Source organism: Streptomyces sp. SID9727 (assembly GCF_010550605.1).
Lineage (GTDB): Bacteria > Actinomycetota > Actinomycetes > Streptomycetales > Streptomycetaceae > Streptomyces.
Genome location: NZ_JAAGNI010000106.1, coordinates 1 through 24,495, shown reverse-complemented (window position 1 = coordinate 24,495; position 24,495 = coordinate 1). Strand labels below are relative to the sequence as shown.

Below are 24,495 nucleotides of genomic sequence, written 5' to 3'. Positions count from 1 at the left end.
TAATCAGGCTCCTTGAGCATTGGGCGAAGTCTCTGCGGCCGAACTCGGGAGCTCGGTGGCCGAACCCCCGGGAGGCACGTCAGCGGCGGAGTCCCCGCCCTTGCCGCCGCGTATGGCGCTGCGCAGCAGTTCGTGCCAACGCGGACGTTTGCGTGGTGGTACATAGTCCACGCCGCCGGGTGACCACGGATTGCATCGCAGGATGCGCCAGGCCGTCAGCGCTGTTCCCTTGATCGCTCCGTGCCGGTCGATCGCCGTATATCCATAGTGGGAACACGACGGGTAGTAACGGCAGACAGGCCCGAGAAGTGGGCTGATCGTCCACTGGTACAGCTTGATGAGAGCCAGCAGCGGGTACTTCATCGCACGCCCCCTCCCAGCAGCCGCTGCAAGGCGGCGTCCAGGTCTCGGGCCAGCTGTTCATGGCCGGCGTCGCCCGCTCCGGGCAACGCTCGTACGACAACCAGGCTACCGGGGGGCAGCAGGGCGAGCCGTTCTCGGACCAGGTGGCGAAGCCTGCGCTTCACCGCTGTGCGAACGACCGCACCACCCACGGCTTTGCTGACAACGAAACCCGCACGCGGCGGGGGAACGTTCTCCCCAGGCACGTGCGGGTCGGTTGCACCGTTACGTAGATGGACGACGAGGAGCGGGCGACCGGCCCGGCGTCCTCGTCGTACCGCGGTCGCGAAGTCCTCGCGCCGCCTCAGCCGATTCTCGGAAGGCAGCACGTCATGACGACCTGTACGCGATCAGGCGGACAGGCTGGCGCGACCCTTGCTACGGCGGGACGCGAGAATCGCGCGGCCGGCACGGGTGCGCATACGCAGCCGGAAGCCGTGGGTCTTCGCGCGACGACGGTTGTTCGGCTGGAAGGTGCGCTTGCTCACTCGGGGGCTCCAGAAATGACTCGTGTGTTGGCGGGACATCGCCTGGCTGTCACCGTGCGCCCACGAGAGACTCGCGTAAACGCCCTAGTGCACCGCATTCACAATCACAGATCGTGATCTTTGCCCATCGGAGGCAGGCGGCAGCAGCCATCGACAACTCGACCTGGTCACGGTACGCGCGGCTACGCCATCCGGTCAAACCGACCCTGTCGGACCCCCCATTGTGCACAGGCTGTGGACAACGACTTGAACGTCGCGGGTCGGGCTGACTACCGTGGCTGAACCCCGGTTCTTTTTCTTCCCGCCTGCCGGTCCTCACCCACCCCGACCCATACCGTCCCGAGAACCACACATTCGTGGGACCAGCGAGAGAGCGTGCCCTGTGGCTGACGTACCTGCCGATCTTGCCGCAGTGTGGCCGCGAGTGCTGGAGCAGCTCCTCGGGGAGGGGCAGCAGGGCATCGAGCCGAAGGACAAGCAGTGGATCGAGCGCTGCCAGCCGCTCGCCCTGGTCGCCGACACCGCGCTGCTCGCCGTCCCCAACGAATGGGGCAAGCGGGTCCTCGAAGGCCGCCTCGCCCCGCTCATCAGCGAGACGCTGAGCCGCGAGTGCGGGCGGCCCATCCGGATCGCGATCACGGTCGACGACTCCGCGGGCGAGCCGTCGGGCCCGCCGGCGCCCCCGATGCACCAGTCCCCCCCGCCACCCCACCGCTACCAGGGCCCGCAGCACGACGAGGGCCGGCACGGCGACGCGTACGACGGCTACGGCAGCCGGCCCGCGGACGACGGGATGCCCACCGCGCGCCCCGCCTACCCGGACTACCAGCAGCAGCGCCCGGAGCCCGGCGCCTGGCCGCGCACCCAGGAGGACCTGTCCTGGCAGCAGCCCCGGCTCGGCGGATTCCAGGACCGCGAACCGTCCGCCGACCAGTGGCGCGAGCCGTACGGCGGCCGTTCCCCGCAGCAGCCGCAGCACGACTACCGTCCGCAGCCGCCGGAGCGCCAGCAGTACGAGCCCCAGCACGGCGAGCGTTCCCGTCCCGAGCTCCCGGAGCCGCAGCACCGTCCCGGCGCCGGCACCGGCCGCCCCGGGGGAGCCCCGGGGCCGATGGGCGCCCAGCCCTCACCGGCGGCCGGACCCGGTGAGCCGCACGCCCGGCTGAACCCGAAGTACCTCTTCGACACCTTCGTCATCGGGGCCTCGAACCGCTTCGCGCACGCCGCGGCCGTGGCAGTGGCCGAGGCGCCCGCGAAGGCGTACAACCCCTTGTTCGTCTACGGGGAGTCGGGACTCGGCAAGACCCATCTGCTGCACGCCATCGGGCACTACGCGCGGAGTCTGTACCCGGGCACCCGGGTGCGCTACGTGAGCTCCGAGGAGTTCACCAACGAGTTCATCAACTCGATCCGCGACGGCAAGGGCGACACCTTCCGCAAGCGGTACCGCGACGTCGACATCCTGCTCGTGGACGACATCCAGTTCCTGGCGAGCAAGGAGTCGACGCAGGAGGAGTTCTTCCACACCTTCAACACGCTGCACAACGCCAACAAGCAGATCGTGCTCTCCTCCGACCGGCCGCCGAAGCAACTGGTCACTCTCGAGGACCGGTTGCGGAATCGTTTCGAGTGGGGGCTGACCACCGACGTACAGCCTCCCGAGCTGGAGACCCGGATCGCGATCCTGCGCAAGAAGGCGGTGCAGGAGCAGCTCAACGCCCCTCCGGAGGTGCTGGAGTTCATCGCCTCCCGCATCTCGCGCAACATCCGTGAGCTGGAGGGCGCTCTCATCCGGGTGACGGCCTTCGCGAGCCTCAACCGGCAGCCCGTGGACCTGGGACTCACGGAGATCGTGCTGAAGGATCTGATCCCCGGCGGCGAGGACACGGCCCCGGAGATCACGGCGACCGCCATCATGGCGGCGACCGCGGACTACTTCGGCCTGACGGTGGAAGACCTCTGCGGTTCGTCGCGCAGCCGCGTCCTGGTGACGGCCCGGCAGATCGCCATGTACCTGTGCCGCGAGCTGACCGATCTCTCGCTGCCGAAGATCGGTGCCCAGTTCGGCGGCCGGGACCACACGACGGTGATGCACGCCGACCGCAAGATCCGGGCACTGATGGCGGAGCGGCGTTCCATCTACAACCAGGTCACCGAACTCACGAACCGCATCAAGAACGGCTGACGGCGCCCCGCGCCGGCACCCGCACGCACCCCGAGGGCGCTGTGCGGACTCGTCAGGAGTCCGCACAGCGCCCTTCCTTGTTCCCCGAAAGCGGGCCGGCAACCCGCTTCGCGCGGCTCCGGACGCCCGCCGACCGTCCACCGGGCCGTCTCCCGGAGGCCCCGCCCTGTTCGATTAACCGCGAGGTCACGGGTGTTCTCCACAGATCCGGGCACTTTTTTCCCTCCACAGCCTGGGGATCCAAAAGTTGTCCATACTGCATCCACAGGCAGAAGCTCGGGGAGGACATCTGGCCAGCTCAGCGGGTTGGGGATTTGTGGTCAACGATGATCCACAGCCTGTGGACAAAATTTTCATCCACAGGCTGCGCTCTCGGTTGTCCACCGACTGCCCACAGGTCCGGGACCGTTTTCCCCAGCAGGAGGCCGCTTCTCCACATCGCTGTCCACTGTTCGGCAACGCGACAGGCCCCGTCACCACCCCGAGTGAAAGGCGTCACACCAAGGGGCAGGGTTGGCCTGTGGGGAACGGGGGTAAAGCTGGGGACAGACCTGGGGAGAAACTGCCCTCCCCTGTGTACGGGTTGTGCACAACTTCCGGGTGTCCACAGAAAGCCCGGGTTGTCCACCGGTTCCACCCACAGGGTCGGTGGATAAAAAACCGGCTCTGAGCTGCGGAAACGGGGTTATCCACGGTTTCCACAGGGCCTACTACTACCACCACCCATAGTTAGCCCGGAATCCGTTTCGAAGTGGGTCCTGTGCACAACTCGCCCTCGGAGCGCTCCGGGCCGCTCGCCGCGATTTGACCCCGAGCAGCAACGAGTGTCGGTGCGGTGCGTCAGACTGGTCCCCGGCGTCCTCCCCCTCTCATCGGCGGAGCGACCCGACCAGACGACGAAGGCCGACGACGACGAAGGCCGACAGGGCGAAAACAGCAGGAGGCGGTTCCGGTGAAGATCCGGGTGGAGCGCGATGTACTCGCGGAGGCGGTGGCCTGGGTGGCCCGCAGCCTTCCGGCCCGTCCGCCGGCGCCCGTTCTCGCGGGCCTTCTGCTGAAGGCCGAGGACGGCGCGCTCAGCTTCTCCAGCTTCGACTACGAGGTCTCGGCACGCGTCTCCGTGGAGGCCGAGGTCGAGGAGGACGGCACCGTCCTCGTCTCCGGCCGGCTGCTCGCCGACATCTGCCGCGCCCTCCCCAACCGTCCGGTGGAGATCTCCACAGACGGTGTACGGGCGACGGTCTCCTGCGGCTCCTCGCGATTCACACTCCACACCCTTCCTGTGGAGGAGTACCCCGCGCTCCCGCAGATGCCGACCGCGACCGGCACCGTGCCCGGTGAGGTCTTCGCCTCCGCCGCCGCCCAGGTCGCCATCGCCGCCGGCCGCGACGACACGCTGCCCGTCCTGACCGGCGTCCGCATCGAGATCGAGGGCGACACCGTCACCCTCGCCTCCACCGACCGCTACCGCTTCGCGGTCCGCGAGTTCCTCTGGAAGCCGGAGGACCCGGAGGCTTCCGCCGTCGCCCTGGTGCCCGCCAAGACGCTGCTGGACACCGCCAAGGCCCTCACCAGCGGTGACACGGTCACCCTGGCGCTGTCCGGCTCCGGCGCGGGCGAGGGGCTCATCGGGTTCGAGGGCGCCGGACGGCGTACGACCACCCGACTGCTCGAAGGCGACCTGCCGAAGTACCGGACGCTCTTCCCCACCGAGTTCAACTCGGTCGCCGTGATCGAGACCGCCCCGTTCGTCGAGGCCGTCAAGCGCGTCGCCCTGGTGGCCGAGCGCAACACCCCGGTGCGGCTGACCTTCGAGCAGGGCGTCCTGATCCTGGAGGCCGGCTCCAGCGACGACGCACAGGCTGTGGAAAGGGTCGACGCCGTGCTGGAGGGCGACGACATCTCGATCGCCTTCAACCCGACCTTCCTGCTCGACGGCCTCAGCGCCATCGACTCCCCGGTCGCCCAGCTCTCGTTCACGACCTCCACCAAGCCGGCGCTCCTCAGCGGCCGCCCGGCCGTGGACGCCGAGGCGGACGACGCGTACAAGTACCTGATCATGCCGGTCCGCCTCTCCGGCTGACCTCCCCGGCCCCGCCCCGGCGGGGCCCGACGGGCGTGTTCAGCGCCGAGCACGCCCGGCGTCCTGTCCCCTTCCGGGCGTAGGCTCGGACTTGGGTACGAATCGGCACAACGCTAAGGAATCTCTGATGGAGCTCGGTCTCGTCGGCCTCGGCAAGATGGGCGGCAACATGCGCGAGCGCATCCGCCGCGCAGGCCACACCGTCATCGGTTACGACCGGAACCCGGATCTCGCCGATGTCCACAGCCTGGAAGAGCTTGTGGGCAGCCTCAAGGGTCCCCGGGTCGTATGGGTGATGGTCCCGGCCGGAGCCGCGACCCAGTCCACCGTCGACGAGCTGGCCGAGCTGCTCTCGCCCGGCGACATCGTCGTGGACGGCGGCAACAGCCGCTGGACCGACGACGAGAAGCACGCGGAGGAGCTGCGCGCCAAGGGCATCGGCTTCGTGGACTGCGGCGTCTCCGGCGGCGTCTGGGGCCTGGAGAACGGCTACGCGCTCATGTACGGCGGCGACGCCGAGGACGTGGCCAAGGTTCAGCCGGTCTTCGACGCCCTGAAGCCCGAGGGTGACTTCGGCGCGGTCCACGCGGGCAAGGTCGGCGCCGGCCACTTCGCCAAGATGGTCCACAACGGCATCGAGTACGCCATGATGCAGGCGTACGCCGAGGGCTGGGAGCTCCTGGAGAAGGTCGACTCCGTCACCGACGTGCGCGAGGTCTTCCGCTCCTGGCAGGAGGGCACGGTCATCCGTTCCTGGCTGCTCGACCTGGCGGTCAACGCCCTGGACGACGACGAGCACCTCGACAAGCTCCGTGGCTACGCGGCCGACTCGGGCGAGGGCCGCTGGACGGTGGAGGCCGCGATCGACAACGCGGTGCCGCTGCCCGCGATCACCGCGTCGCTCTTCGCGCGCTTCGCCTCGCGTCAGGACGACTCCCCGCAGATGAAGATGATCGCCGCGCTGCGCAACCAGTTCGGCGGCCACGCGGTCGAGAACAAGAAGTAACCCCGCAACGAGGAGCGGGCGGGGCCGACCGCCCCTCCCGCCGCCGGAGCACGAAGCAGGAAGCAGGAAGCCGGGAAGGTCGGCGCACATCATGCACGTCACGCATCTGTCGCTGGCCGACTTCCGCTCGTACGCCCGGGCCGAGGTGTCCCTCGACCCGGGCGTCACCGCGTTCGTGGGGGCCAACGGCCAGGGCAAGACGAATCTGGTGGAGGCGGTCGGCTATCTCGCCACACTCGGCAGCCACCGCGTCTCGTCCGACGCCCCGCTCGTCCGCATGGGCGCCGAGCGGGCGGTGATCAGGGCGGCCGTCACCCAGGGCGAGCGCTCGCAGCTGGTCGAACTCGAACTCAACCCGGGCAAGGCGAACCGCGCCCGGATCAACAGATCGTCGCAGGTCAGACCTCGTGACGTGCTCGGCATCGTGCGAACGGTGCTGTTCGCACCGGAGGACCTGGCCCTGGTGAAGGGCGACCCCGGCGAGCGCCGGCGGTTCCTGGACGAGCTGGTCACCGCGCGGTCGCCGCGGATGGCCGGGGTGCGCTCCGACTACGAGCGGGTGCTCAAGCAGCGGAACACGCTGCTGAAGTCCGCCGCGATGGCCCGCAGGCACGGCGGGCGCTCCCTGGACCTGTCGACGCTCGACGTGTGGGACCAGCATCTGGCCGGGGTGGGCGCGGAGCTGCTGGCCCAGCGCCTGGACCTGATCGGCACGCTCCAGCCGCTGGCGGACAAGGCGTACGGGGACGTGGCGCCCGGCGGCGGCCCGGTGGCCCTGGACTACCGCAGTTCCGTCGGCGGCGAGGCCGGCCCCGCGCGGACGCGTGAGGAGCTGTACGCACAGCTCATCGAGGCCATGGCCGGGGTCCGCAAGCAGGAGATCGAGCGCGGAGTGACACTGGTCGGCCCGCACCGCGACGACCTGGTGCTGAGCCTGCGCGGGATGCCCGCCAAGGGGTACGCGAGCCACGGGGAGTCCTGGTCGTACGCGCTGGCGCTGCGCCTCGCCTCGTACGAGCTGCTGCGCGGCGAGGGCAACGAACCGGTGCTGGTGCTGGACGACGTGTTCGCCGAGCTGGACGCCCGCCGCAGGGAGCGGCTGGCGGAGCTCGTGGCGCCGGCCGAGCAGGTGCTGGTGACCGCGGCGGTGGACGACGACGTGCCGGGCACACTCGCGGGGACGCGGTACGCGGTGTCCGCCGGCGAGGTGGAGCGGGTGTGAGCGGCGACGGAGAGGGGAAGGCCCCCGGCGGCGAGGACCGGGCGAAGCCGGCGGAGCCCTCCGGCGTCGACCTGGCCCGGGTCGCCCTGCGCGCGGCGAAGGAGCAGGCGCGGGCGCGCGGTGAGGCGGCGCAGCAGAAGAAGCAGGCCAGGCGCGGCGGCGGGCTGCGCTCCGGGGCGCGGCGGGACGGCCGCGATCCGCTTCCGCTGGGTGCCGCGATCAACCGGCTGATCACCGAGCGCGGCTGGGAGACCCCGGCGGCGGTGGGCGGGGTGATGGGCCGCTGGCCGCAGATCGTCGGCGACGACCTCGCCCTGCACTGCGTGCCCGTGCGGTACGACGAGGAGCCGGATCAGCGGGTGCTGACGGTGCAGTGCGATTCGACGGCCTGGGCGACGCAGCTGCGGCTGCTGGCCCCCCAGCTGGTGGCCCGGCTCAACGCGGACCTGGGCAACGGCACGGTGCGGATGATCAAGGTGCTGGGTCCTGGCGGGCCGCAGCACCGGTTCGGCCCGCTGCGTGCCCCGGGGAGCACGGGCCCGGGCGACACCTACGGCTGACCCGCTGTGACCTGGGCTTTTGGTGGCCGCGGCCGGACCCGCACCGCGTCCCGGCCGCCCGGGGACCCGAGGACATGGCATCTGAAACCAGCTCGTGGTGAGCGGGCGTCCCTCACCGTAGCGGAGGGCTGACAGGCCGAAGCGCTCAACGCCTGCGTGAGCCCCTTGAGGCCCCGCCCCGAATATGGGGAGTCGTCAGCCGCTCATTCAGGGCGGCACATGCGTACTCAGGTGCCCGCAAACCCCCATTCGGGTCGGCGCTACCGGTAGACTGATGAACAATCCCGCGTCTTGCGGGATTCGTCGATACAAGCCGAACGACGCAGCCGCTCCCGCCTGCCCGGAGAACGGCCTGTGCTGTGCCAGAAAGGGCGCTTCGTGGCCGATTCCGGCAACCCCAACGAGAACATTCCGTCCACCCAGGGGGAGGGCGACGCCGCTCCCGCCCCGGCCGAGGCACAGTCCTCGTACGACGCCAGCGCGATCACCGTGCTGGAGGGCCTGGACGCGGTCCGCAAGCGACCCGGCATGTACATCGGCTCGACCGGTGAGCGCGGTCTCCACCACCTCGTGCAGGAGGTCGTGGACAACTCGGTCGACGAGGCCATGGCCGGGCACGCGGACACCATCGACGTCACGATCCTCGCCGACGGCGGGGTGCGCGTGATCGACAACGGCCGTGGCATCCCGGTCGGCATCGTGCCGTCCGAGGGCAAGCCCGCCGTCGAGGTCGTGCTCACCGTCCTGCACGCGGGCGGCAAGTTCGGCGGCGGCGGTTACGCCGTCTCCGGTGGTCTGCACGGCGTCGGCGTCTCCGTCGTCAACGCCCTGTCCACGCGGGTGGCCGTCGAGGTGAAGACCGACGGGTACCGCTGGACCCAGGACTACAAGTTCGGTGTCCCGACCGCCCCGCTGGCGCGTAACGAGGCCACCGACGAGACGGGTACAAGCGTCACCTTCTGGGCCGACGGCGACATCTTCGAGACGACCGAGTACTCCTTCGAGACGCTCTCGCGCCGCTTCCAGGAGATGGCCTTCCTCAACAAGGGCCTCACCCTCAAGCTGACCGACGAGCGCGAGTCGGCGAAGGCGACGGCCGGCGCGGACAGCGCCGAAGCGGTGGACGTTCCCGAGGAGGAAGTGGCCCGCTCGGTCACGTACCACTACGAGAACGGCATCGTCGACTTCGTCAAGTACCTCAACTCCCGCAAGGGCGATGTCATCCACCAGTCGGTGATCGACATCGAGGCCGAGGACAAGGACCGGCTGCTCTCGGTCGAGATCGCCATGCAGTGGAACACGCAGTACAGCGAGGGTGTCTACTCCTTCGCCAACGCGATCCACACGCATGAGGGCGGTACGCACGAGGAGGGCTTCCGCGCCGCGCTGACCTCCCTGGTCAACCGGTACGCGCGTGACAAGAAGCTGCTCCGGGAGAAGGACGACAACCTCACCGGCGAGGACGTCCGCGAGGGCTTGACCGCGATCATCTCGGTGAAGCTGGGCGAGCCGCAGTTCGAGGGCCAGACGAAGACCAAGCTGGGCAACACGGAGGCCAAGACCTTCGTGCAGAAGGTCGTCCACGAGCAGCTGACGGACTGGTTCGACCGCAACCCCAACGAGGCGGCCGACATCATCCGCAAGGGCATCGCCGCCTCGACCGCCCGTGTGGCGGCCCGCAAGGCCCGCGACCTGACCCGGCGCAAGGGGCTGCTGGAGAGCGCCTCGCTCCCCGGCAAGCTCAGCGACTGCCAGTCGAACGACCCCACCAAGTGCGAGATCTTCATCGTCGAGGGTGACTCCGCCGGCGGCTCGGCCAAGTCCGGCCGCAACCCGATGTACCAGGCGATCCTGCCGATCCGGGGCAAGATCCTGAACGTCGAGAAGGCCCGGGTCGACAAGATCCTCCAGAACACCGAGGTCCAGGCGCTGATCTCGGCGTTCGGCACCGGGGTCCACGAGGACTTCGACATCGAGAAGCTCCGCTATCACAAGATCATCCTGATGGCGGACGCCGATGTCGACGGCCAGCACATCAACACCCTGCTGCTGACGTTCCTGTTCCGCTTCATGCGTCCGCTGGTCGAGGCCGGCCACGTCTATCTGTCCCGCCCTCCGCTGTACAAGATCAAGTGGGGTCGCGACGACTCCGAGTACGCGTACTCGGACCGCGAGCGGGACGCCCTGGTCGCGCTCGGCAAGCAGAACGGCAAGCGGATCAAGGAAGACTCGATCCAGCGCTTCAAGGGTCTCGGCGAGATGAACGCCGAAGAGCTGCGCGTCACCACGATGGACGTCGACCACCGGGTGCTCGGCCAGGTCACGCTGGACGACGCGGCGCAGGCCGACGACCTGTTCTCGGTGCTCATGGGTGAGGACGTCGAGGCGCGGCGCTCGTTCATCCAGCGCAACGCCAAGGACGTCCGCTTCCTCGACATCTGAGTCGGCCGTACAAGCAAGCCGCAGCGCGAAAGGACTTTGACCAGCAATGGCCGACGAGAACACCCCCGCACCCGTGACGCCCGAAGACGTTCCGCCCGTCGAGGGCGTGGGCATGCGTGTCGAGCCCGTCGGGCTCGAGACGGAGATGCAGCGCTCCTACCTCGACTACGCGATGTCCGTCATCGTCTCGCGTGCGCTGCCCGACGTGCGGGACGGCCTCAAGCCCGTCCACCGCCGGGTGCTGTACGCGATGTACGACGGCGGCTACCGGCCCGAGAAGGGCTTCTACAAGTGCGCCCGCGTCGTCGGTGACGTCATGGGTACGTACCACCCGCACGGCGACTCCTCGATCTACGACGCCCTGGTCCGCCTGGCCCAGCCCTGGTCGATGCGCATGCCGCTGGTGGACTCCAACGGCAACTTCGGTTCCCCGGGCAACGACCCGGCCGCCGCCATGCGGTACACCGAGTGCAAGATGATGCCGCTGTCCATGGAGATGGTCCGGGACATCGACGAGGAGACCGTCGACTTCCAGGACAACTACGACGGCCGCAACCAGGAGCCGACGGTCCTCCCGGCGCGCTTCCCGAACCTGCTGGTCAACGGCTCCGCGGGCATCGCGGTCGGCATGGCGACCAACATCCCGCCGCACAACCTGCGCGAGGTCGCGTCCGGCGCCCAGTGGTACCTGGAGAACCCGGAAGCCTCGCAGGAGGAGCTGCTGGACGCCCTGATCGAGCGGATCAAGGGCCCGGACTTCCCCACCGGCGCGCTGGTCGTCGGCCGCAAGGGCATCGAGGAGGCGTACCGCACCGGGCGCGGCTCGATCACGATGCGCGCGGTCGTGGCGGTCGAGGAGATCCAGAACCGCCAGTGCCTGGTCGTCACGGAGCTTCCGTACCAGACCAACCCCGACAACCTCGCGCAGAAGATCGCCGACCTGGTGAAGGACGGCAAGGTCGGCGGCATCGCCGACGTGCGCGACGAGACCTCCTCGCGTACCGGCCAGCGCCTGGTCGTCGTACTGAAGCGGGACGCGGTCGCCAAGGTCGTCCTGAACAACCTGTACAAGCACACCGACCTGCAGTCGAACTTCGGCGCCAACATGCTGGCGCTGGTGGACGGTGTGCCGCGCACCCTGTCGATCGACGCGTTCATCCGCCACTGGGTGACGCACCAGATCGAGGTCATCGTCCGGCGTACGAAGTTCCGGCTGCGCAAGGCCGAGGAGCGCGCGCACATCCTGCGCGGCCTGCTCAAGGCCCTGAACGCCATCGACGAGGTCATCGCCCTCATCCGGCGCAGCCAGACCGTCGAGATCGCCCGTGAGGGCCTGATGGGCCTGCTGGAGATCGACGAGCTCCAGGCGAACGCGATCCTGGAGATGCAGCTGCGCCGGCTGGCCGCGCTGGAGCACCAGAAGATCACCGCCGAGCACGACGAGCTCCAGGCGAAGATCAACGAGTACAACGAGATCCTGGCCTCGCCCGCGCGGCAGCGGCAGATCGTCAGCGAGGAGCTGGCGGCGATCGTCGACAAGTTCGGCGACGACCGGCGCTCCAAGCTGGTGCCCTTCGAGGGTGACATGTCCATCGAGGACCTGATCGCCGAGGAGGACATCGTCGTCACGATCACCCGCGGCGGCTATGTGAAGCGCACCAAGACGGACGACTACCGCTCGCAGAAGCGCGGCGGCAAGGGCGTGCGCGGCACGAAGCTCAGGGAAGACGACATCGTCGACCACTTCTTCGTGTCCACGACGCACCACTGGCTGCTGTTCTTCACCAACAAGGGCCGGGTCTACCGGGCCAAGGCGTACGAGCTGCCGGACGCCGGCCGGGACGCGCGCGGCCAGCACGTCGCCAACCTGCTGGCCTTCCAGCCGGACGAGAAGATCGCCCAGATCCTCGCGATCCGCGACTACGACGCCGCGCCCTACCTGATCCTGGCCACCCAGGGCGGTCTGGTGAAGAAGACCGCGCTGAAGGACTACGACTCTCCGCGCTCCGGCGGTGTCATCGCGATCAACCTGCGCGAGACGGCGGACGGCGCCGACGACGAGCTGATCGGCGCGGAGCTGGTCTCGGCCGAGGACGATCTGCTGCTCATCAGCAAGAAGGCCCAGTCGATCAGGTTCACCGCGACGGACGAGGCGCTGCGGCCGATGGGCCGCGCCACCTCGGGCGTCAAGGGCATGAGTTTCCGCGAGGGAGACGAACTGCTCTCGATGAATGTCGTCAGGCCCGGTACTTTCGTGTTCACTGCCACCGACGGCGGTTACGCGAAGCGGACCGCGGTCGACGAGTACCGCGTCCAGGGCCGCGGCGGCCTCGGTATCAAGGCCGCCAAGATCGTGGAGGACCGGGGCTCGCTGGTCGGCGCGCTGGTGGTGGAGGAGACGGACGAGATCCTCGCCATCACGCTCGGCGGCGGTGTGATTCGTACGCGAGTCAACGAAGTCAGGGAGACGGGCCGTGACACCATGGGCGTCCAACTGATCAATCTGGGCAAGCGCGATGCCGTCGTCGGCATCGCCCGCAACGCCGAGGCGGGCCGCGAGGCCGACGAGGTCGACGGACCCGTCGACAGCGACGCCGCAGGCGGGACGACCGAGGCGACCACGGCCGACGAGGCCGCGGGCAGCACGGTCGACAGCAATGTCGAGGGCACGTCGCCCTCGACCGGGGAGCACGAGGAGTAGAGCGTGAGTGGAGCCACGGGCGCCGGTTCGGCCGCTTCCGGAGCCGGAGGTAACGGTGCCCGTGGCCCCGCCACGGACTCCCAAGGGGGCACTGTGACGGATACGCGGGGCCCTCAGCCCCAATACGAGGGTTACGCGACCGGGCCGCTGCCCGGCGAGCGGGAACCCGCACCCGGCCAGGCGGGCCCGTACCACCCGCCCCAGGCCTACCCCTCGCCTCCGGGCGGGACCCAGGGCGGTGTGCCCTACGGGGCTCAGCAGGGCGTGGGACCGGCCCAGGCGGCCCGCAAGCCGCGGACGGGGGCGCGGACCACTCCGCGTACCCGCAAGGCGCGCCTGCGCGTCTCCAAGGCCGATCCGTGGTCGGTGATGAAGGTCAGCTTCCTGCTGTCCATCGCGCTCGGCATCTGCACGGTGGTGGCGTCGGCGGTCCTGTGGATGGTCATGGACGCGATGGGCGTCTTCTCCACCGTGGGCGGCACCATCAGCGAGGCGACCGGTTCCAACGAGGGCAACGGCTTCGACCTCCAGGCGTTCCTGTCGCTGCCCAGGGTCCTGGTCTTCACCTCGGTCATCGCGGTGATCGACGTGGTCCTGGCCACCGCGCTGGCCACCCTGGGCGCCTTCATCTACAACTTGTCGGCGGGCTTCGTGGGCGGTGTCGAGCTCACGCTGGCGGAGGACGAGTAGCCCGCCGGGTATCGATTTTGGGACTGGCCCCGACGTGCGCTAATCTTCAGAAGTCAGCGCGACGGAAAAGCGCGGCGGGGCTATAGCTCAGTTGGTTAGAGCGCATCCCTGATAAGGATGAGGCCACAGGTTCAAATCCTGTTAGCCCCACCAGTACGAAGGCCCTCCACCGGGAACGGTGGGGGGCCTTCGGCGTTGTCCGGACGTCATCCCGGACGCGGTGTCATGTCGGGGCCGTACGCCGGAGACGACCGCACAGCGCCTCCGTGAGCGCGCCGAGGAAGCACGCCCGGGCCAAGGCGCTGACGGCCACTCCGCCGGCCGGCGACTCCCGTACGGGACGACGCCCTGGCCCCTCCCCGCCGTTCGCCACGGCGGAGAGGGGAGGAGCGGCCGGACGCCGGCGGAGCCGGGGTCCGGAGGTGTGCCCGCACGGGCGCACGGGAAAGCCCCCGTCCGGTGTGAACCGGCCCGGGGGCTCAGGGGGTCAGGTGCGGCGGCGCTGTCACGGTGGCAGGAGCGAGGCGTCCTGTGCCGGAGTGCCGTGCGAGGCGCGGGCGGAGCCCGTGGCGTTCACGGTGTTCCTGGTGTCGGCGGACAGATGCCGGGTGGCGGGTGAGGAGCCGTGGGCCTCGGCCCGGATGCGCTGCTTCATCGTGGGAGGCAGCGCCCGGTCACGCGGAAGGGTCCATCGCACCGAAGGTCCGGTCGCGGTTGCGCGGGCTGCGGGCGTGTGCTCGTGCGCCGTGGCCGCAGGCTCCGTGTTCGTGTTCGTGGCCGGGGCCTGCGCGGCGGTGGCCGTGGAGCTCGCGAGGCCCAGGGCGGCGAGGAGTGCGAAGAACGCGGTGACGAGGGCGGTCCAGATGTTCTTGGCCGTGACGGTGCTCATGGCCCCTCACTTTCGGGTGGTCCGGTTTGCTTACCTTTCCGATGATGTGGATCCGCCCCGCGATTTCGTGGACCGACGCCGCGCATGCGCCGATCTTCAGATGAACACCACTCGTATGGTTCAACCGGCCCGTCCCGGCTTCCGACGGGTGCTCCCGAGAGGCACGCACAGAGGGGTGCTCGCCGCACGCCGGCAGGCGCCAATTGGGTTGCGGGGAGGTCACCGGTCGATATCGGCCGGTGTGTATAGTCGGGCGGCAGAAGTCCCCTACGCCAACGAAGGACGAGGTCGCGCGGTGAAGAAGCTTCTCCTGGTCGCACTGGCCGCCATCGGCGGGCTCCTCGTGTACCGCCAGATCCAGGCGGATCGCGCCGAGCAGGATCTGTGGACGGAGGCGACCGACTCCGTGCCCGCGGGTTCGGGTGTCTGAGACGGAACAGCCTGATGGGAAGCCCCGGCCGCTGACGCGGCCGGGGCTTCGTGCTGTTGCGGGACCATGACGGCTGTGCTCTTGAGTTCACGCAAGTGAATTAATAGCTTGCGTGAGCAAAGATGCCGCCGCCGCCGGAGACAGTGGCGGTACGGGAGGGGCAGGATGGGCCGTCGTTGCGGGCACGGGCGCGGGGGCTGCCGCCATGGCCGCGATTCCGGCCGTGTTCGTATGTGTACGCGGCCGCTGACGGGCAGCCGCACGGATGACGAGGGGGAGCGCGTGATGAGGCGGCGCAGCAGGATGCGGGGGGCGCTGGCGGTGGTGGCGGCGGTGTTCGCGGTGGCGGCGCTGCCGGGGCAGGCGTACGCGGCCGGTGCGCCCGGCTCGTACACCTACGATCCGGGCGCCGAGCCGGTCGGCGGCGCCGACATCAGTGCCGAGGCGACGAAACTGGAGCCGGGCGGGGTCTACAAGAGCGCGATCCGGAGCGGGAAGAAGCTGTACTACCGGCTGGACCTGGACGCGAAGACGAACGCCTATGTCTCCGCCGTCGTCGTTCCGAAGGCCGGCGGCAAGGTGGCGTACGGGGACGGGATCAAGCTCAGCGTCCGGGACAGCTCGGACGACGAGTGCAGTTCGCAGGACGCGATGTTCGGGTCCGCGCAGTACCCGCGCCCCCTCGCCGCCTACGCCTCCCGGCGGATCGACGAGGACGGCATCTGCCAGGACGTCGGGACCTACTACGTGTTGATCGAACGGGAGAGCAAGGAGACCTCCGACCAGGGCGAGTGGGGCCTGGAACTGCGGTACGCCTCCGAGCCGGAGCTCGCGAAGCCCTCCTCCGGGGCGACCACCGCCCCGACGGCCTGGCCGTCGGCCTCGCCGCCGCCGCCCGGCGCCGCCACGGACAACACCCGGCGCGGGGGCGCCGGTTACTACGACGCCACGAGCCTGGAGACGGGCGAGTGGAAGGACCGGATCGAGCCCGGGCAGAGCCTGTTCTACCGGGTGCCGGTGGACTGGGGCCAGCAGCTGTTCGCCACCGCGGAACTGGCCAACAGCACCTCCGAGAAGAGCGCGTACGTCAGCAGCGCGCTGGCGGTGTCACTGGAGAACCCCGCGCTGGGGCATGTCGCCGATGTGTCACCCATGTCCTATGCGGGAAAGCCGATCTCCGTCCCCTTCGACCCGCTGCCGCCGGTGGCGTTCCGGAACCGCTACGACTCCAGTGACGATGTCCGCGGTATGCGGTTCGCGGGCTGGTACTACCTCTCCGTCTCGCTGAGCCCGGAGGTCGCGAAGCCGTACGGGCAGAAGCCGATCGCGCTGACCCTCAAGATCAGTGTGAAGGGCGAGGCGGGGAAGTCGCCGTACAAGGGGGACGCCGGGATCTTCGCCGTGACCCAGGGCGACAAGGACGCGGCGCGTGAAGGGCAGAGCGGGGCGCAGGCCGCTGAGGCCGGGAGCGAGCGCGGCACGATGAAGCTGGTCGCGGCGGGCGGGATCGGCGTCGGCACCATGCTGGTGCTCTGGCTGGGGGCGTGGACCCTGATCGCACGACGCCGTGCGGCCGTCGCCCCGGTCGCACCCGCGGGCGGGCAGTACCCGTACGGCGGGCCGCCCCAGGCCTGGTAGGCCGGGCGGCCGCCCTCGTACTCAGACCTGGGTCAGCGCCCAGATGCCCACGGCGAAGCAGGCCAGTGCCACCAGCAGGACCGGGACCGCCACCTTCGGGGGCGGTCCCGGACGCGTTCCCGGGGTGGATGCCGGGGCCGGGAAGGAGGCCGGCCCTTGCTGAGGAGCCGTGTAGGGGTGGGTGAAGGGCCGGTCGTGCGGACCAGGGACCTGAGCGGGCACGGGCGCCGCGTCGGGGGTGGTGTGGCCGGCCGGGTCCGGATAGCCGTACGGGGCCGCCGGTGCGGCGGTTTGCGGGGAGTGGTGCGCGGGAACGGCCGGCCCGGGAGGCGGGAGGTGGAAACTGCCCGTATCGGACATGGAAGCCGGTGCGGAGGGGGAGGGCTGCGCCGGTTGTCCGCCGGAGTGCGGGCCGGTCGGCTGGGGCGCCGCCGGCTGAGGGGCCGGTGAGTGCGCTGCCGTCGTCCCGCCGGACCGCAGGGGGCCGTCGGGGCCGAAGCCCTCGGGCAGCGGGCCGATCTGGTCGAAGACCTCGACCGGCTCCTCGGCGTCCGAGGGCTCGGGAAGCATCTCGACGGCGGCGTTCAGAGCCTTGCGCGCACCCGTGGCGGTACGGAAGCGGTCGTGCGGATCCGGTTGCAGGAGCCCCGCGATGACCTGCCACAAGGGCTCCGGGACGCCGTCCGGGGCGCTGGGCGTGCCATGCTCCGCGAAGTGCTCGATGAGCTCCTGGGAGTCGGGCTTGGTGCCCTGGAGCAGGTAGAGGGCGACCAGGCCGACCGCGAACAGGTCCGCCGGGAAATCCGGTTCGGCGCCCATCATCTGCTCGGGCGCGAAGTAACCGAGCGTCCCCACCACGTAGTTCGTCTCGGTGAGACGGGGTTCGCCCTTGCGCATGGAGATGCCGAAGTCCGACAGCCGCAGGTGCGGCCGGCCCCGACCGGTGGCCTCCATGAGGATGTTGGCCGGTTTGATGTCCCGGTGCACGACGCCTTCGGCGTGCACCGTCGAGAGGCCGGACAGCAGCTGGTCGAGCAGGGTGCAGACGAACCGAGGGGGCAACGGGCCGTAGTCGCCGATGACATGGGCCAGCGAACCGCCGCTGACGAGGTCCATGGTGAACAGGACCTGGTCGTCGTCGGCGGCCCAACTGGCCGGCGCCAGCACATGGGGGTGCTCGATGCGCAGCGCCTGTTCACGGACGAAGCGGAGCAACGTGTGCGCGTCGCTCTGCTGGAGGACCTTGGCCGCCACATAGCGGCGGCGCCGGTGGTCCCAGGCGCGCCATACGGCACCGACGCCACCGCGTCCGATCGGATCGACCAGTTCGTACCGTCCGGCGAAGACCTCACCCATGGCGCTGCGCCCGCTCCCCGTTCATGTTCCGGCCCGTGCCCCCGTACCGCGCGGGGCCTAGCTCTGGTGGCTCTCGTAGTGCGCCACCGCTTCCGCGGTGCGCCCCGCTCCGTACACCCGGAGGAACTCTGCCAGTTCCGGGTGCGTGGGGGCGAGGGAGTCCGCGGCGTCGATGATGTCACCGGCCGCCGCGACCGAGCGCAGCAGCGACTGGATCTCCCGGACCACCCGGCGCACGGTGGGCGCCCCACCGCTCGCCGTGGTCTGGCCCGTGCTCGAGAGGACCGAGCCGCCCTGGGACTTCTTGATCTCCTCCATGCGGGCCGTGGCCTCGCCGGCGCTGACGCTGCCGTCGGCGACCTGGCCGGCCAGCTCCTGCAGGGCTTGGACCCGCTGGACGACCGCCGGGTTGCCGATCTTCGCGCGCTGACCGCTCATGAGCTGGGAGAGCATGGGAGCGGACAGTCCGAGCGCCGCGGCGAGGCGGGCCTGGTTGAGACCGAGGTCGTCGATCAGCCGGCGGAAGAGCGCCCCCAACGGCTCCCCGTACCAACTGCGCTGAAGGTCTCTGGCTCTGGCCGTGGCCTCTTGCTGCGCTGCATCCATTGCGTCTCCCCTTCGCATCCGCTTCGCTGCTGCGAACCTCGACCAGCATCTTACGGAGCGTGGTCGCACACGGGGAGTCCCCGGAATTTTGCAGGATCACGGGGATGAGCCGGTATTCTGTTCTGCGGCGGTGGCCGGAACATCCAGGTGTTCGGGCTGCGTGCTGTCGGGGCCTTAGCTCAGTTGGTAGAGCGCTGCCTTTGCAAGGCAGATGTCAGGAGTTCGAATCTCCTAGGCTCCACATCCTCGAACTCCCCCGACCTGCGGAAACGCTGGCCGGGGGAGTTCTTTGCACGGGCCCGTGCCGGACCGCACGGCAGTCCGGCGGTGATGCGGTACGTCAGGAGCGGTCGTCCGGGTCCGTGCCGTCCTCGCCGGCCGCCTCGGCGTCGGCCTGCTTGGCCTCCACCTCGGGGTCCAGGAGCGTCGAGGCGTGCGGGCTCCCGTCGACGGAGGAGAGCGGCGCGCGGTCGTCGACCTCGGTGGGGGCGGGGGGCTCCACCAGCCACTCGGGGTTGGCCTGCTTGTCCCACCAGCGCCACACCGCGTAGCCGGCGCCCACGAGGACACCGGTCACGGCCAGCCCCTTGAACGCCTTGCCCGCCCTGGCCCGCCGCTCGTGCTTCCGGGCCAGTTTGCGGATCTGCTTCGCCGTGACCTGGCCGCGCAGGGCGGCTACCGCGGCGGCGCTGCGGGCCGCGGCTTCCTCCGCCACCGGCTGGGCGGCGGCCCGGGCGCTCTCGATGCGCGGGACGGTGTAGTCCGCGGCGCTGCGGGCCGCCTGACGGGTACGGAGCGCGGCGCGCTGGGCGACCTCGTCAACCTTCGGGGGTACGTGCGTGCGGGCGAGCTCGATACGCGGGGCGACGTGCGCGCCGTACTGCACACGGGCCTGCTTGGCTGCCTTCGACACCTTCGGTGCGAGCAGCGTGCGGGCCTCGTGCGCATAGTGAACGGCCTGGTCCTTGGCCGAGTCGGCGTAGGGCGCCACCACTTCCGCGGCGTGCTGCACGCTGTCCCTCGCCGAGTCGGTTGCGGCACGCACGCTGTCGATGCGGGTCACGGGATCCTCCTCCTTGGTGGCGGGTAGGTACTCCGCCTTTCCACCCAATTCGAGATCATGCCTGCGTGGGCCCTGTGCGGCATGCGGGGCGGGCATCCGGGTCATTCGGTACCTTCCGACGACCATGGCACGGTTCGTCGGGGATCGCGCCGGTTCGTCACGCACTTGGCCGCATCGTCCGTGCCGCGGGGGCGCGGGGGCCGCCGCCTCCCGCCTCGGACGCCGTCGGCGCCGACCGTGCAAGGATCGGAACGTCGGGCCGGTCCGCGGACAGGACCGGGCCGGTGCCGGCGCAGACGCGCAGAGCACACGTGCAGACTGACGGAAGGCAGATCGTGGCCGAGCAGCTTTACGCCACCTTGAAGACCAACCAGGGCGACATCGAGATCCGGCTCCTGCCGAACCACGCTCCCAAGACGGTCAAGAACTTCGTCGAGCTCGCCAACGGGGAGCGCGAGTGGACCCACCCCGCGACCGGGGAGAAGTCCACGGACCGGCTGTACGACGGGACCGTCTTCCATCGCGTGATCAGCGGTTTCATGATTCAGGGGGGAGACCCGCTGGGGAACGGCACCGGCGGGCCGGGGTACGAGTTCAAGGACGAGTTCCACCCGGACCTCGCCTTCAACAAGCCCTACCTGCTCGCCATGGCCAACGCCGGACCGGGCACCAACGGCTCGCAGTTCTTCATCACGGTCGCGCCGACGGCCTGGCTGACCGGCAAGCACACGATCTTCGGCGAGGTGTCCAACGACGCCGGCAAGAAGGTCGTCGACGCCATCGCGGCGACCGCGACGAACGCGCGTACCGACCGGCCGGTGAACGACGTGGTCATCGAGTCGGTCGCCGTCGAGACGCGCTGATCGCGCCTCGCGTCCGTCCGCTCACTCTCCGGCTCCACGTTCGGGAACCAACCGCCTCGCCCGTCCGTATCTCATGACAGAACGGACGCGCGGGGCGGTGTCGTGCGCACCCGCGACGTCGAGGACCGAAGGGACCGGGAAGCCATGGGACCGATGGACCAGCAGCCGCCGGGCGGGTCCGGACCGCCCCCGCCCGCGCAGGGGCCGGCCCACTGCTACCGCCACCCGGACCGGGAGACGGCGGTCCGGTGCGTCCGCTGCGACCGGCCCATCTGCCCGGACTGCATGGTCGGCGCGTCGGTCGGCTTCCAGTGCCCGGACTGCGTCCGGCAGGGGTTCGGTACGGGACGCGGCGCGTCCGCCGCCCGGCCGCGCACCCTGGCCGGGGGCGTCGTCGCGGCGGACCCCAGGCTGATCACCAAGATCCTGCTGGGGATCAACATCGCGGTGTTCGTCGCCGTGCTGGCCGACGACGCGCTCCTCGACCGCCTGATGCTGCTCGGCCGTGCCAACTTCTTCTACGGAGGGCCGCCCGAAGGCATCGCGGAAGGGCAGTGGTACCGGCTGGTGACGTCGATGTTCCTGCACCAGGAGGTGTGGCACATCGCCTTCAACATGCTGGGCCTGTGGTGGCTGGGCGGACCGCTGGAAGCGAAGCTGGGCCGCGTCCGCTTCCTCGCGCTCTATCTGCTCTCCGGGCTGGCGGGCGGTGCCCTGACGTACTGGCTCGCGGCGCCGAATCAGCCGTCGCTGGGAGCCTCGGGGGCCATCTACGGGCTGCTGGGCGCCACTGCCGTACTGATGCGCCGGCTGAACTACGACATGCGGCCGGTCATCGCGATCTTCGCGCTCAACCTGATCATCACTTTCAACCCCTGGGGCGGCATCGCCTGGCAGGCGCACGTGGGGGGACTGATCGCCGGAGTCCTGATCGGGATCGGCATGGTGCACGCCCCGCGCGAGCGGCGCGATCTGGTGCAGTTCGGGACCTGTGCCCTGGTCCTCGCGGCCGTCGTCCTGATCGTGGTGACGAGAACGGCCGCCCTCACCTAGGAGTGCTGGGGGCGGGTGTGGACCACTTGTGACCGAAGTTGTCCACAGGGTTCCGCAGCAGGATCTGGATCTTGTGCATATCGCGGGCACAACTGTGCCCCTTGTCCCTGAGCTGGGTTTTTCCAGTCGGGACAAGGGGCCTTCCGCCCCGGAGCGGGGCGGGCGCAGTCACACCGGCGTCAACGGCCTGAGAGTTATCCACAGATCGTCTGACCTTTTCCCCCACCTGTGGATAACGCTGTGGGTAACTCAGGGCAGGGGTTGCGGAGCAGGGCCGGAGTGTGGTTCTACGCGGTCGCGCGGACTACTTCCACTGTGTGGAGACGCCGAAGCCGCCGGCGATGAAACCGAAGCCGACGACGATGTTCCAGTTCCCCAGCGAGTCCACCGGCAGATCGCCGTCGGTCACGTAGAAAACGACGATCCAGGCCAGCCCGATCAGGAAGAGCGCCAGCATCACGGGCGCCACCCAGCTGCGGCTGGTCAGCTTTATGTTGGTCGCCTGCTTCGCCGGGGGCGGCGTGAAGTCGGCCTTCTTGCGGATCCGTGACTTCGGCACGAGGAACTCTCCTGTCGATGCGCTGCGTGACCGCGCAGGGAACTGTGGCTGGCGCCGGGGCGGGGCGCGAGGGGGAATGTGGCCTCCCCCGGGCGTCCGTTAGCGTAGTCCTTCCGTGGCACCGAAGGAGATAAGGGTACGTTGAGCAATTCTGCCGACTCTCCCCCCGGGCCGGGCCGCCGCACCTTCCGGCACCCGGTCAGAGTGCTCACGGCTGCCGTTTTCGCCCTTGCCGGGCTCATCTTCGTGACCAGCGCGAATACGGCGAAGGGCACCAATATCCGCACCGACGCCTCACTGCTGAAGCTTTCCGACCTCATCCAGCAGCGCAGCGAGAAGAACGCCGCCCTGGAGGAGTCCGCCGCGTCCGTGCGCGGGGACATCGACCGCCTCGCCCAGCGCGACAACGGCAGCACCAAGGCGGAAGCGGCCCGGCTCAAGGCGCTGGAACGGACCGCGGGCACCACCGAACTGTCGGGCCGGGCCGTCTCCGTCACGCTCGACGACGCCCCGCCCAACGCCACCGCCAGCCCTGGCTACCCCGACCCGCAGCCCAACGACCTGGTCATCCACCAGCAGGACCTCCAGGCGGTCGTCAACGCCCTGTGGCAGGGCGGCGCCAAGGGCGTGAAGGTCATGGACCAGCGGCTGATCTCCACCAGCGCCGTGCGCTGCGTCGGCAACACCCTGATCCTCCAGGGCCGGGTCTACTCGCCCCCGTACAAGATCACCGCGGTGGGCGACCCCGGTGCGCTGCGTCGGGCGCTCGACGCCTCGCCGGCGATCCAGAACTACCTGCTGTACGTGCAGGCGTACGGGCTCGGCTGGAAGGTGGACGACCAGGGCGCGGCGACCCTTCCCGGCTACTCGGGCGCGGTGGACCTGCACTACGCGGAGCCGGTGAAGTAGCAGACGGCGACGGGCGCCGCACAGCTTTCCACAGGCATCCCACGCGGGGCCCCCGGCCCTTTAGTCTGGACCCGGTACCGAATGGAGGGTCTGGATGTACAGCTGGATCTGGCGGCATCTGCCGGGCAACGTGTGGGTGCGCGCGTTCATTTCGCTCGTGCTCGCCCTGGCGGTCGTCTACGTGCTGTTCCAGTACGTCTTCCCGTGGGCGGAGCCGCTGCTTCCGTTCGGCGACGTGACGGTCGACGGAGCGAGCGCACCGGCGGGGGCCGCCCGATGAGCGCCCGCATCCTGGTCGTGGACAACTACGACAGCTTCGTCTTCAACCTCGTCCAGTACCTCTATCAGCTCGGTGCCGAGTGCGAGGTGCTGCGCAACGACGAGGTGACCACGGCCCACGCGCAGGACGGCTTCGACGGCGTCCTGCTCTCCCCCGGCCCCGGCACCCCGGAGCACGCGGGCGTCTGCGTCGACATGGTGCGCCACTGCGCGGCGACCGGCGTCCCGGTCTTCGGGGTCTGCCTGGGCATGCAGTCCATGGCGGTGGCGTACGGCGGCGTCGTCGGCCGAGCCCCCGAGCTGCTGCACGGCAAGACCTCTCCGGTGCTCCACGAGGGCACGGGCGTGTTCGCCGGCCTGCCCTCGCCGTTCACCGCGACCCGCTACCACTCGCTCGCCGCCGAACCGGACACGGTGCCCGACGAGCTGGAGGTCACCGCGCGGACCGCCGACGGCATCATCATGGGCCTGCGCCACCGGGAGCTGGCCGTCGAGGGCGTGCAGTTCCACCCGGAATCGGTGCTCACCGAGCACGGCCACCTGATGCTGGCCAACTGGCTGGTGCGCTGCGGGGACACCGGAGCCGTCGAGAGGTCGGCGGGGCTCGCTCCGGTGGTGGGCAAGGCCGTCGCGTGACCCCACCCCGCCACGGAGCCGGGGCCGGGCAGGACGACCCGCACGATCCGCGGGCGTACGAGGACCCGGGCGCGTTCGAGGCGGCGGTCCACCGGCTGGCGGACCCGTTGAACGACCCGCTGCCGGGGACGGACCCCGTGGCCCCGCGGCAGCAGGCGCCCTACGAGGCACAGGGCCCTCAGCAGGCCCCGCAGGAGTGGTACGACCCGCACGGATACCAACGGGACTGGTACGGCCACCAGGAGCCCGTACAGCCGCCTCTGACGGTCTCGCCGCCCGTGCCCGTACAGCAGCCGCCTCTGACGGTCTCGCCGCCCGCGCCGGACCCGGTCGTGCCGGCGCCCCGCCCGGAACCGGAGCCGTACACCGGCGCCGGCGAGGCCGGAGGCGGGCCCGACACGGCTCCGGATACGCCACCGCCCACCGGCGGGCGCG

At 69.9% G+C, this 24,495-nt stretch carries 23 protein-coding genes, 2 tRNA genes and 1 pseudogene; 18 read left to right on the top strand and 8 right to left on the bottom strand.

What is annotated here, in order from left to right; all coding sequences use genetic code 11:
• Nucleotides 1-3: 3 nt before the first annotated feature.
• Genes yidD through rpmH form a run of 3 tightly spaced genes read right to left on the bottom strand, consistent with a single transcriptional unit; the run spans nt 4 to nt 890 of the window.
• Nucleotides 4-363 carry a membrane protein insertion efficiency factor YidD gene (gene yidD / locus G3I41_RS06115; RefSeq protein ID WP_164399270.1) on the bottom strand — a complete coding sequence of 120 codons (360 nt, stop codon included), beginning with the start codon at nt 361-363 and terminating at the stop codon, nt 4-6.
• Nucleotides 360-731, bottom strand: coding sequence for a ribonuclease P protein component (gene rnpA, locus G3I41_RS06110; protein ID WP_164399269.1), 372 nt, complete (start codon nt 729-731; stop codon nt 360-362). The genes yidD and rnpA overlap by 4 nt, the downstream gene beginning before the upstream one ends.
• A 21-nt stretch (nt 732-752) precedes the next feature.
• Nucleotides 753-890, bottom strand: coding sequence for a 50S ribosomal protein L34 (gene rpmH / locus G3I41_RS06105; RefSeq protein WP_006348049.1), 138 nt, complete (start codon nt 888-890; stop codon nt 753-755).
• A gap of 382 nt (nt 891-1,272) precedes the next feature.
• Here rpmH and dnaA point away from each other — a divergent pair, with 382 nt between their 5' ends.
• The 9 genes from dnaA (at nt 1,273) to G3I41_RS06060 (ending at nt 13,932) form a co-directional block, all read left to right on the top strand.
• Nucleotides 1,273-3,075 carry a chromosomal replication initiator protein DnaA gene (dnaA, locus tag G3I41_RS06100; RefSeq protein WP_164399268.1) on the top strand — a complete coding sequence of 601 codons (1,803 nt, stop codon included), beginning with the start codon at nt 1,273-1,275 and terminating at the stop codon, nt 3,073-3,075.
• Between the two features lie 952 nt (nt 3,076-4,027).
• Complete coding sequence (gene dnaN, locus G3I41_RS06095) at nt 4,028-5,158, top strand: DNA polymerase III subunit beta (protein WP_073966647.1); 1,131 nt, start codon at nt 4,028-4,030, stop codon at nt 5,156-5,158.
• Nucleotides 5,159-5,285: 127 nt separating this feature from the next.
• Complete coding sequence (gene gnd, locus G3I41_RS06090) at nt 5,286-6,164, top strand: phosphogluconate dehydrogenase (NAD(+)-dependent, decarboxylating) (protein ID WP_164399267.1); 879 nt, start codon at nt 5,286-5,288, stop codon at nt 6,162-6,164.
• A gap of 91 nt (nt 6,165-6,255) precedes the next feature.
• Nucleotides 6,256-7,386: a DNA replication/repair protein RecF gene (gene recF / locus G3I41_RS06085; protein ID WP_164399266.1), complete on the top strand. Its 1,131-nt coding sequence runs from the start codon at nt 6,256-6,258 to the stop codon at nt 7,384-7,386.
• On the top strand, nt 7,383-7,946 hold the full coding sequence (locus tag G3I41_RS06080; protein WP_073966644.1) for a DciA family protein: 564 nt from the start codon (nt 7,383-7,385) through the stop codon (nt 7,944-7,946). Before recF ends, G3I41_RS06080 begins: the two co-directional genes overlap by 4 nt.
• Before the next feature lie 354 nt (nt 7,947-8,300).
• On the top strand, nt 8,301-10,388 hold the full coding sequence (gene gyrB, locus G3I41_RS06075) for a DNA topoisomerase (ATP-hydrolyzing) subunit B (RefSeq protein WP_164399265.1): 2,088 nt from the start codon (nt 8,301-8,303) through the stop codon (nt 10,386-10,388).
• A gap of 46 nt (nt 10,389-10,434) precedes the next feature.
• Nucleotides 10,435-13,089, top strand: a complete 2,655-nt coding sequence (gyrA, locus tag G3I41_RS06070) for a DNA gyrase subunit A (RefSeq protein WP_164399264.1) — start codon at nt 10,435-10,437, stop codon at nt 13,087-13,089.
• 93 nt (nt 13,090-13,182) lie between these two features.
• Nucleotides 13,183-13,779: a DUF3566 domain-containing protein gene (locus tag G3I41_RS06065; protein WP_164399263.1), complete on the top strand. Its 597-nt coding sequence runs from the start codon at nt 13,183-13,185 to the stop codon at nt 13,777-13,779.
• 76 nt (nt 13,780-13,855) lie between these two features.
• Nucleotides 13,856-13,932, top strand: a tRNA-Ile gene (locus G3I41_RS06060).
• A 352-nt stretch (nt 13,933-14,284) separates the two neighbouring features.
• Here G3I41_RS06060 and G3I41_RS06055 read toward each other — a convergent pair.
• Entirely contained in the window at nt 14,285-14,668 is a 384-nt protein-coding gene (locus G3I41_RS06055) for a DUF6344 domain-containing protein (protein ID WP_164399262.1), read from the bottom strand.
• Nucleotides 14,669-14,963: 295 nt separating this feature from the next.
• Between G3I41_RS06055 and G3I41_RS36670 the strand changes: the two genes are divergently transcribed.
• Both G3I41_RS36670 and G3I41_RS06045 read left to right on the top strand, forming a co-directional pair.
• A complete protein-coding gene (locus tag G3I41_RS36670) occupies nt 14,964-15,098 on the top strand; it encodes a DLW-39 family protein (protein ID WP_003958712.1) in 135 nt (44 codons plus the stop codon).
• A gap of 303 nt (nt 15,099-15,401) precedes the next feature.
• A complete protein-coding gene (locus G3I41_RS06045; protein WP_164399344.1) occupies nt 15,402-16,736 on the top strand; it encodes a hypothetical protein in 1,335 nt (444 codons plus the stop codon).
• Between the two features lie 21 nt (nt 16,737-16,757).
• Here the strand turns inward: G3I41_RS06045 and G3I41_RS06040 are convergent, their stop codons facing one another.
• Together G3I41_RS06040 and G3I41_RS06035 are read right to left on the bottom strand one after the other, a co-directional pair.
• Nucleotides 16,758-18,092: a serine/threonine-protein kinase gene (locus tag G3I41_RS06040; protein WP_164399261.1), complete on the bottom strand. Its 1,335-nt coding sequence runs from the start codon at nt 18,090-18,092 to the stop codon at nt 16,758-16,760.
• A 57-nt stretch (nt 18,093-18,149) separates the two neighbouring features.
• A complete protein-coding gene (locus G3I41_RS06035) occupies nt 18,150-18,698 on the bottom strand; it encodes a helix-turn-helix transcriptional regulator (RefSeq protein WP_164399260.1) in 549 nt (182 codons plus the stop codon).
• Nucleotides 18,699-18,866: 168 nt separating this feature from the next.
• Between G3I41_RS06035 and G3I41_RS06030 the strand changes: the two genes are divergently transcribed.
• Nucleotides 18,867-18,939: transfer RNA gene (locus tag G3I41_RS06030), tRNA-Ala, on the top strand.
• Nucleotides 18,940-19,038: 99 nt separating this feature from the next.
• On the opposite strand, the gene G3I41_RS06025 is transcribed toward G3I41_RS06030, so the two are convergent.
• Entirely contained in the window at nt 19,039-19,761 is a 723-nt protein-coding gene (locus G3I41_RS06025; RefSeq protein WP_164399259.1) for a DUF5324 family protein, read from the bottom strand.
• A 335-nt stretch (nt 19,762-20,096) separates the two neighbouring features.
• On the opposite strand from G3I41_RS06025, the gene G3I41_RS06020 reads away from it, so the two are divergent.
• The gene (locus G3I41_RS06020) at nt 20,097-20,624 is read left to right on the top strand and encodes a peptidylprolyl isomerase (protein ID WP_164399258.1); all 528 of its coding nucleotides are present in this window, start codon (nt 20,097-20,099) and stop codon (nt 20,622-20,624) included.
• A gap of 153 nt (nt 20,625-20,777) precedes the next feature.
• Nucleotides 20,778-21,677, top strand: coding sequence for a rhomboid family intramembrane serine protease (locus tag G3I41_RS06015; RefSeq protein WP_164399343.1), 900 nt, complete (start codon nt 20,778-20,780; stop codon nt 21,675-21,677).
• Nucleotides 21,678-21,981: 304 nt separating this feature from the next.
• On the opposite strand, the gene crgA is transcribed toward G3I41_RS06015, so the two are convergent.
• Complete coding sequence (gene crgA / locus G3I41_RS06010; RefSeq protein WP_164399257.1) at nt 21,982-22,236, bottom strand: cell division protein CrgA; 255 nt, start codon at nt 22,234-22,236, stop codon at nt 21,982-21,984.
• A 141-nt stretch (nt 22,237-22,377) separates the two neighbouring features.
• Between crgA and G3I41_RS06005 the strand changes: the two genes are divergently transcribed.
• The 4 genes and pseudogenes from G3I41_RS06005 to G3I41_RS05990 all read left to right on the top strand — a co-directional run.
• Nucleotides 22,378-23,145 carry a DUF881 domain-containing protein gene (locus tag G3I41_RS06005; RefSeq protein ID WP_203600286.1) on the top strand — a complete coding sequence of 256 codons (768 nt, stop codon included), beginning with the start codon at nt 22,378-22,380 and terminating at the stop codon, nt 23,143-23,145.
• Nucleotides 23,146-23,239: 94 nt separating this feature from the next.
• A complete protein-coding gene (locus tag G3I41_RS06000) occupies nt 23,240-23,425 on the top strand; it encodes a hypothetical protein (protein ID WP_073966629.1) in 186 nt (61 codons plus the stop codon).
• Nucleotides 23,422-24,060 (top strand): aminodeoxychorismate/anthranilate synthase component II, encoded by a 639-nt coding sequence (locus G3I41_RS05995; RefSeq protein WP_164399256.1) that lies wholly within the window; start codon nt 23,422-23,424, stop codon nt 24,058-24,060. The genes G3I41_RS06000 and G3I41_RS05995 overlap by 4 nt, the downstream gene beginning before the upstream one ends.
• A pseudogene (locus G3I41_RS05990) lies at nt 24,057-24,495 on the top strand (class E sortase); the annotation flags it as partial. The gene G3I41_RS05995 and the pseudogene G3I41_RS05990, both read left to right, overlap by 4 nt.

What these genes read in the sequence shown, in the direction of transcription:
- yidD (WP_164399270.1), bottom strand. Translation starts at nt 363, where the DNA reads ATGAAGTACCCGCTGCTGGCTCTCATCAAGCTGTACCAGTGGACGATC.
- gnd (WP_164399267.1), top strand. Translation starts at nt 5,286, where the DNA reads ATGGAGCTCGGTCTCGTCGGCCTCGGCAAGATGGGCGGCAACATGCGC.
- recF (WP_164399266.1), top strand. Translation starts at nt 6,256, where the DNA reads ATGCACGTCACGCATCTGTCGCTGGCCGACTTCCGCTCGTACGCCCGG.
- gyrA (WP_164399264.1), top strand. Translation starts at nt 10,435, where the DNA reads ATGGCCGACGAGAACACCCCCGCACCCGTGACGCCCGAAGACGTTCCG.
- G3I41_RS06055 (WP_164399262.1), bottom strand. Translation starts at nt 14,668, where the DNA reads ATGAGCACCGTCACGGCCAAGAACATCTGGACCGCCCTCGTCACCGCG.
- G3I41_RS06045 (WP_164399344.1), top strand. Translation starts at nt 15,402, where the DNA reads ATGCGGGGGGCGCTGGCGGTGGTGGCGGCGGTGTTCGCGGTGGCGGCG.
- G3I41_RS06040 (WP_164399261.1), bottom strand. Translation starts at nt 18,092, where the DNA reads ATGGGTGAGGTCTTCGCCGGACGGTACGAACTGGTCGATCCGATCGGA.
- G3I41_RS06035 (WP_164399260.1), bottom strand. Translation starts at nt 18,698, where the DNA reads ATGGATGCAGCGCAGCAAGAGGCCACGGCCAGAGCCAGAGACCTTCAG.
- G3I41_RS06015 (WP_164399343.1), top strand. Translation starts at nt 20,778, where the DNA reads ATGGACCAGCAGCCGCCGGGCGGGTCCGGACCGCCCCCGCCCGCGCAG.
- G3I41_RS06000 (WP_073966629.1), top strand. Translation starts at nt 23,240, where the DNA reads ATGTACAGCTGGATCTGGCGGCATCTGCCGGGCAACGTGTGGGTGCGC.
- G3I41_RS05995 (WP_164399256.1), top strand. Translation starts at nt 23,422, where the DNA reads ATGAGCGCCCGCATCCTGGTCGTGGACAACTACGACAGCTTCGTCTTC.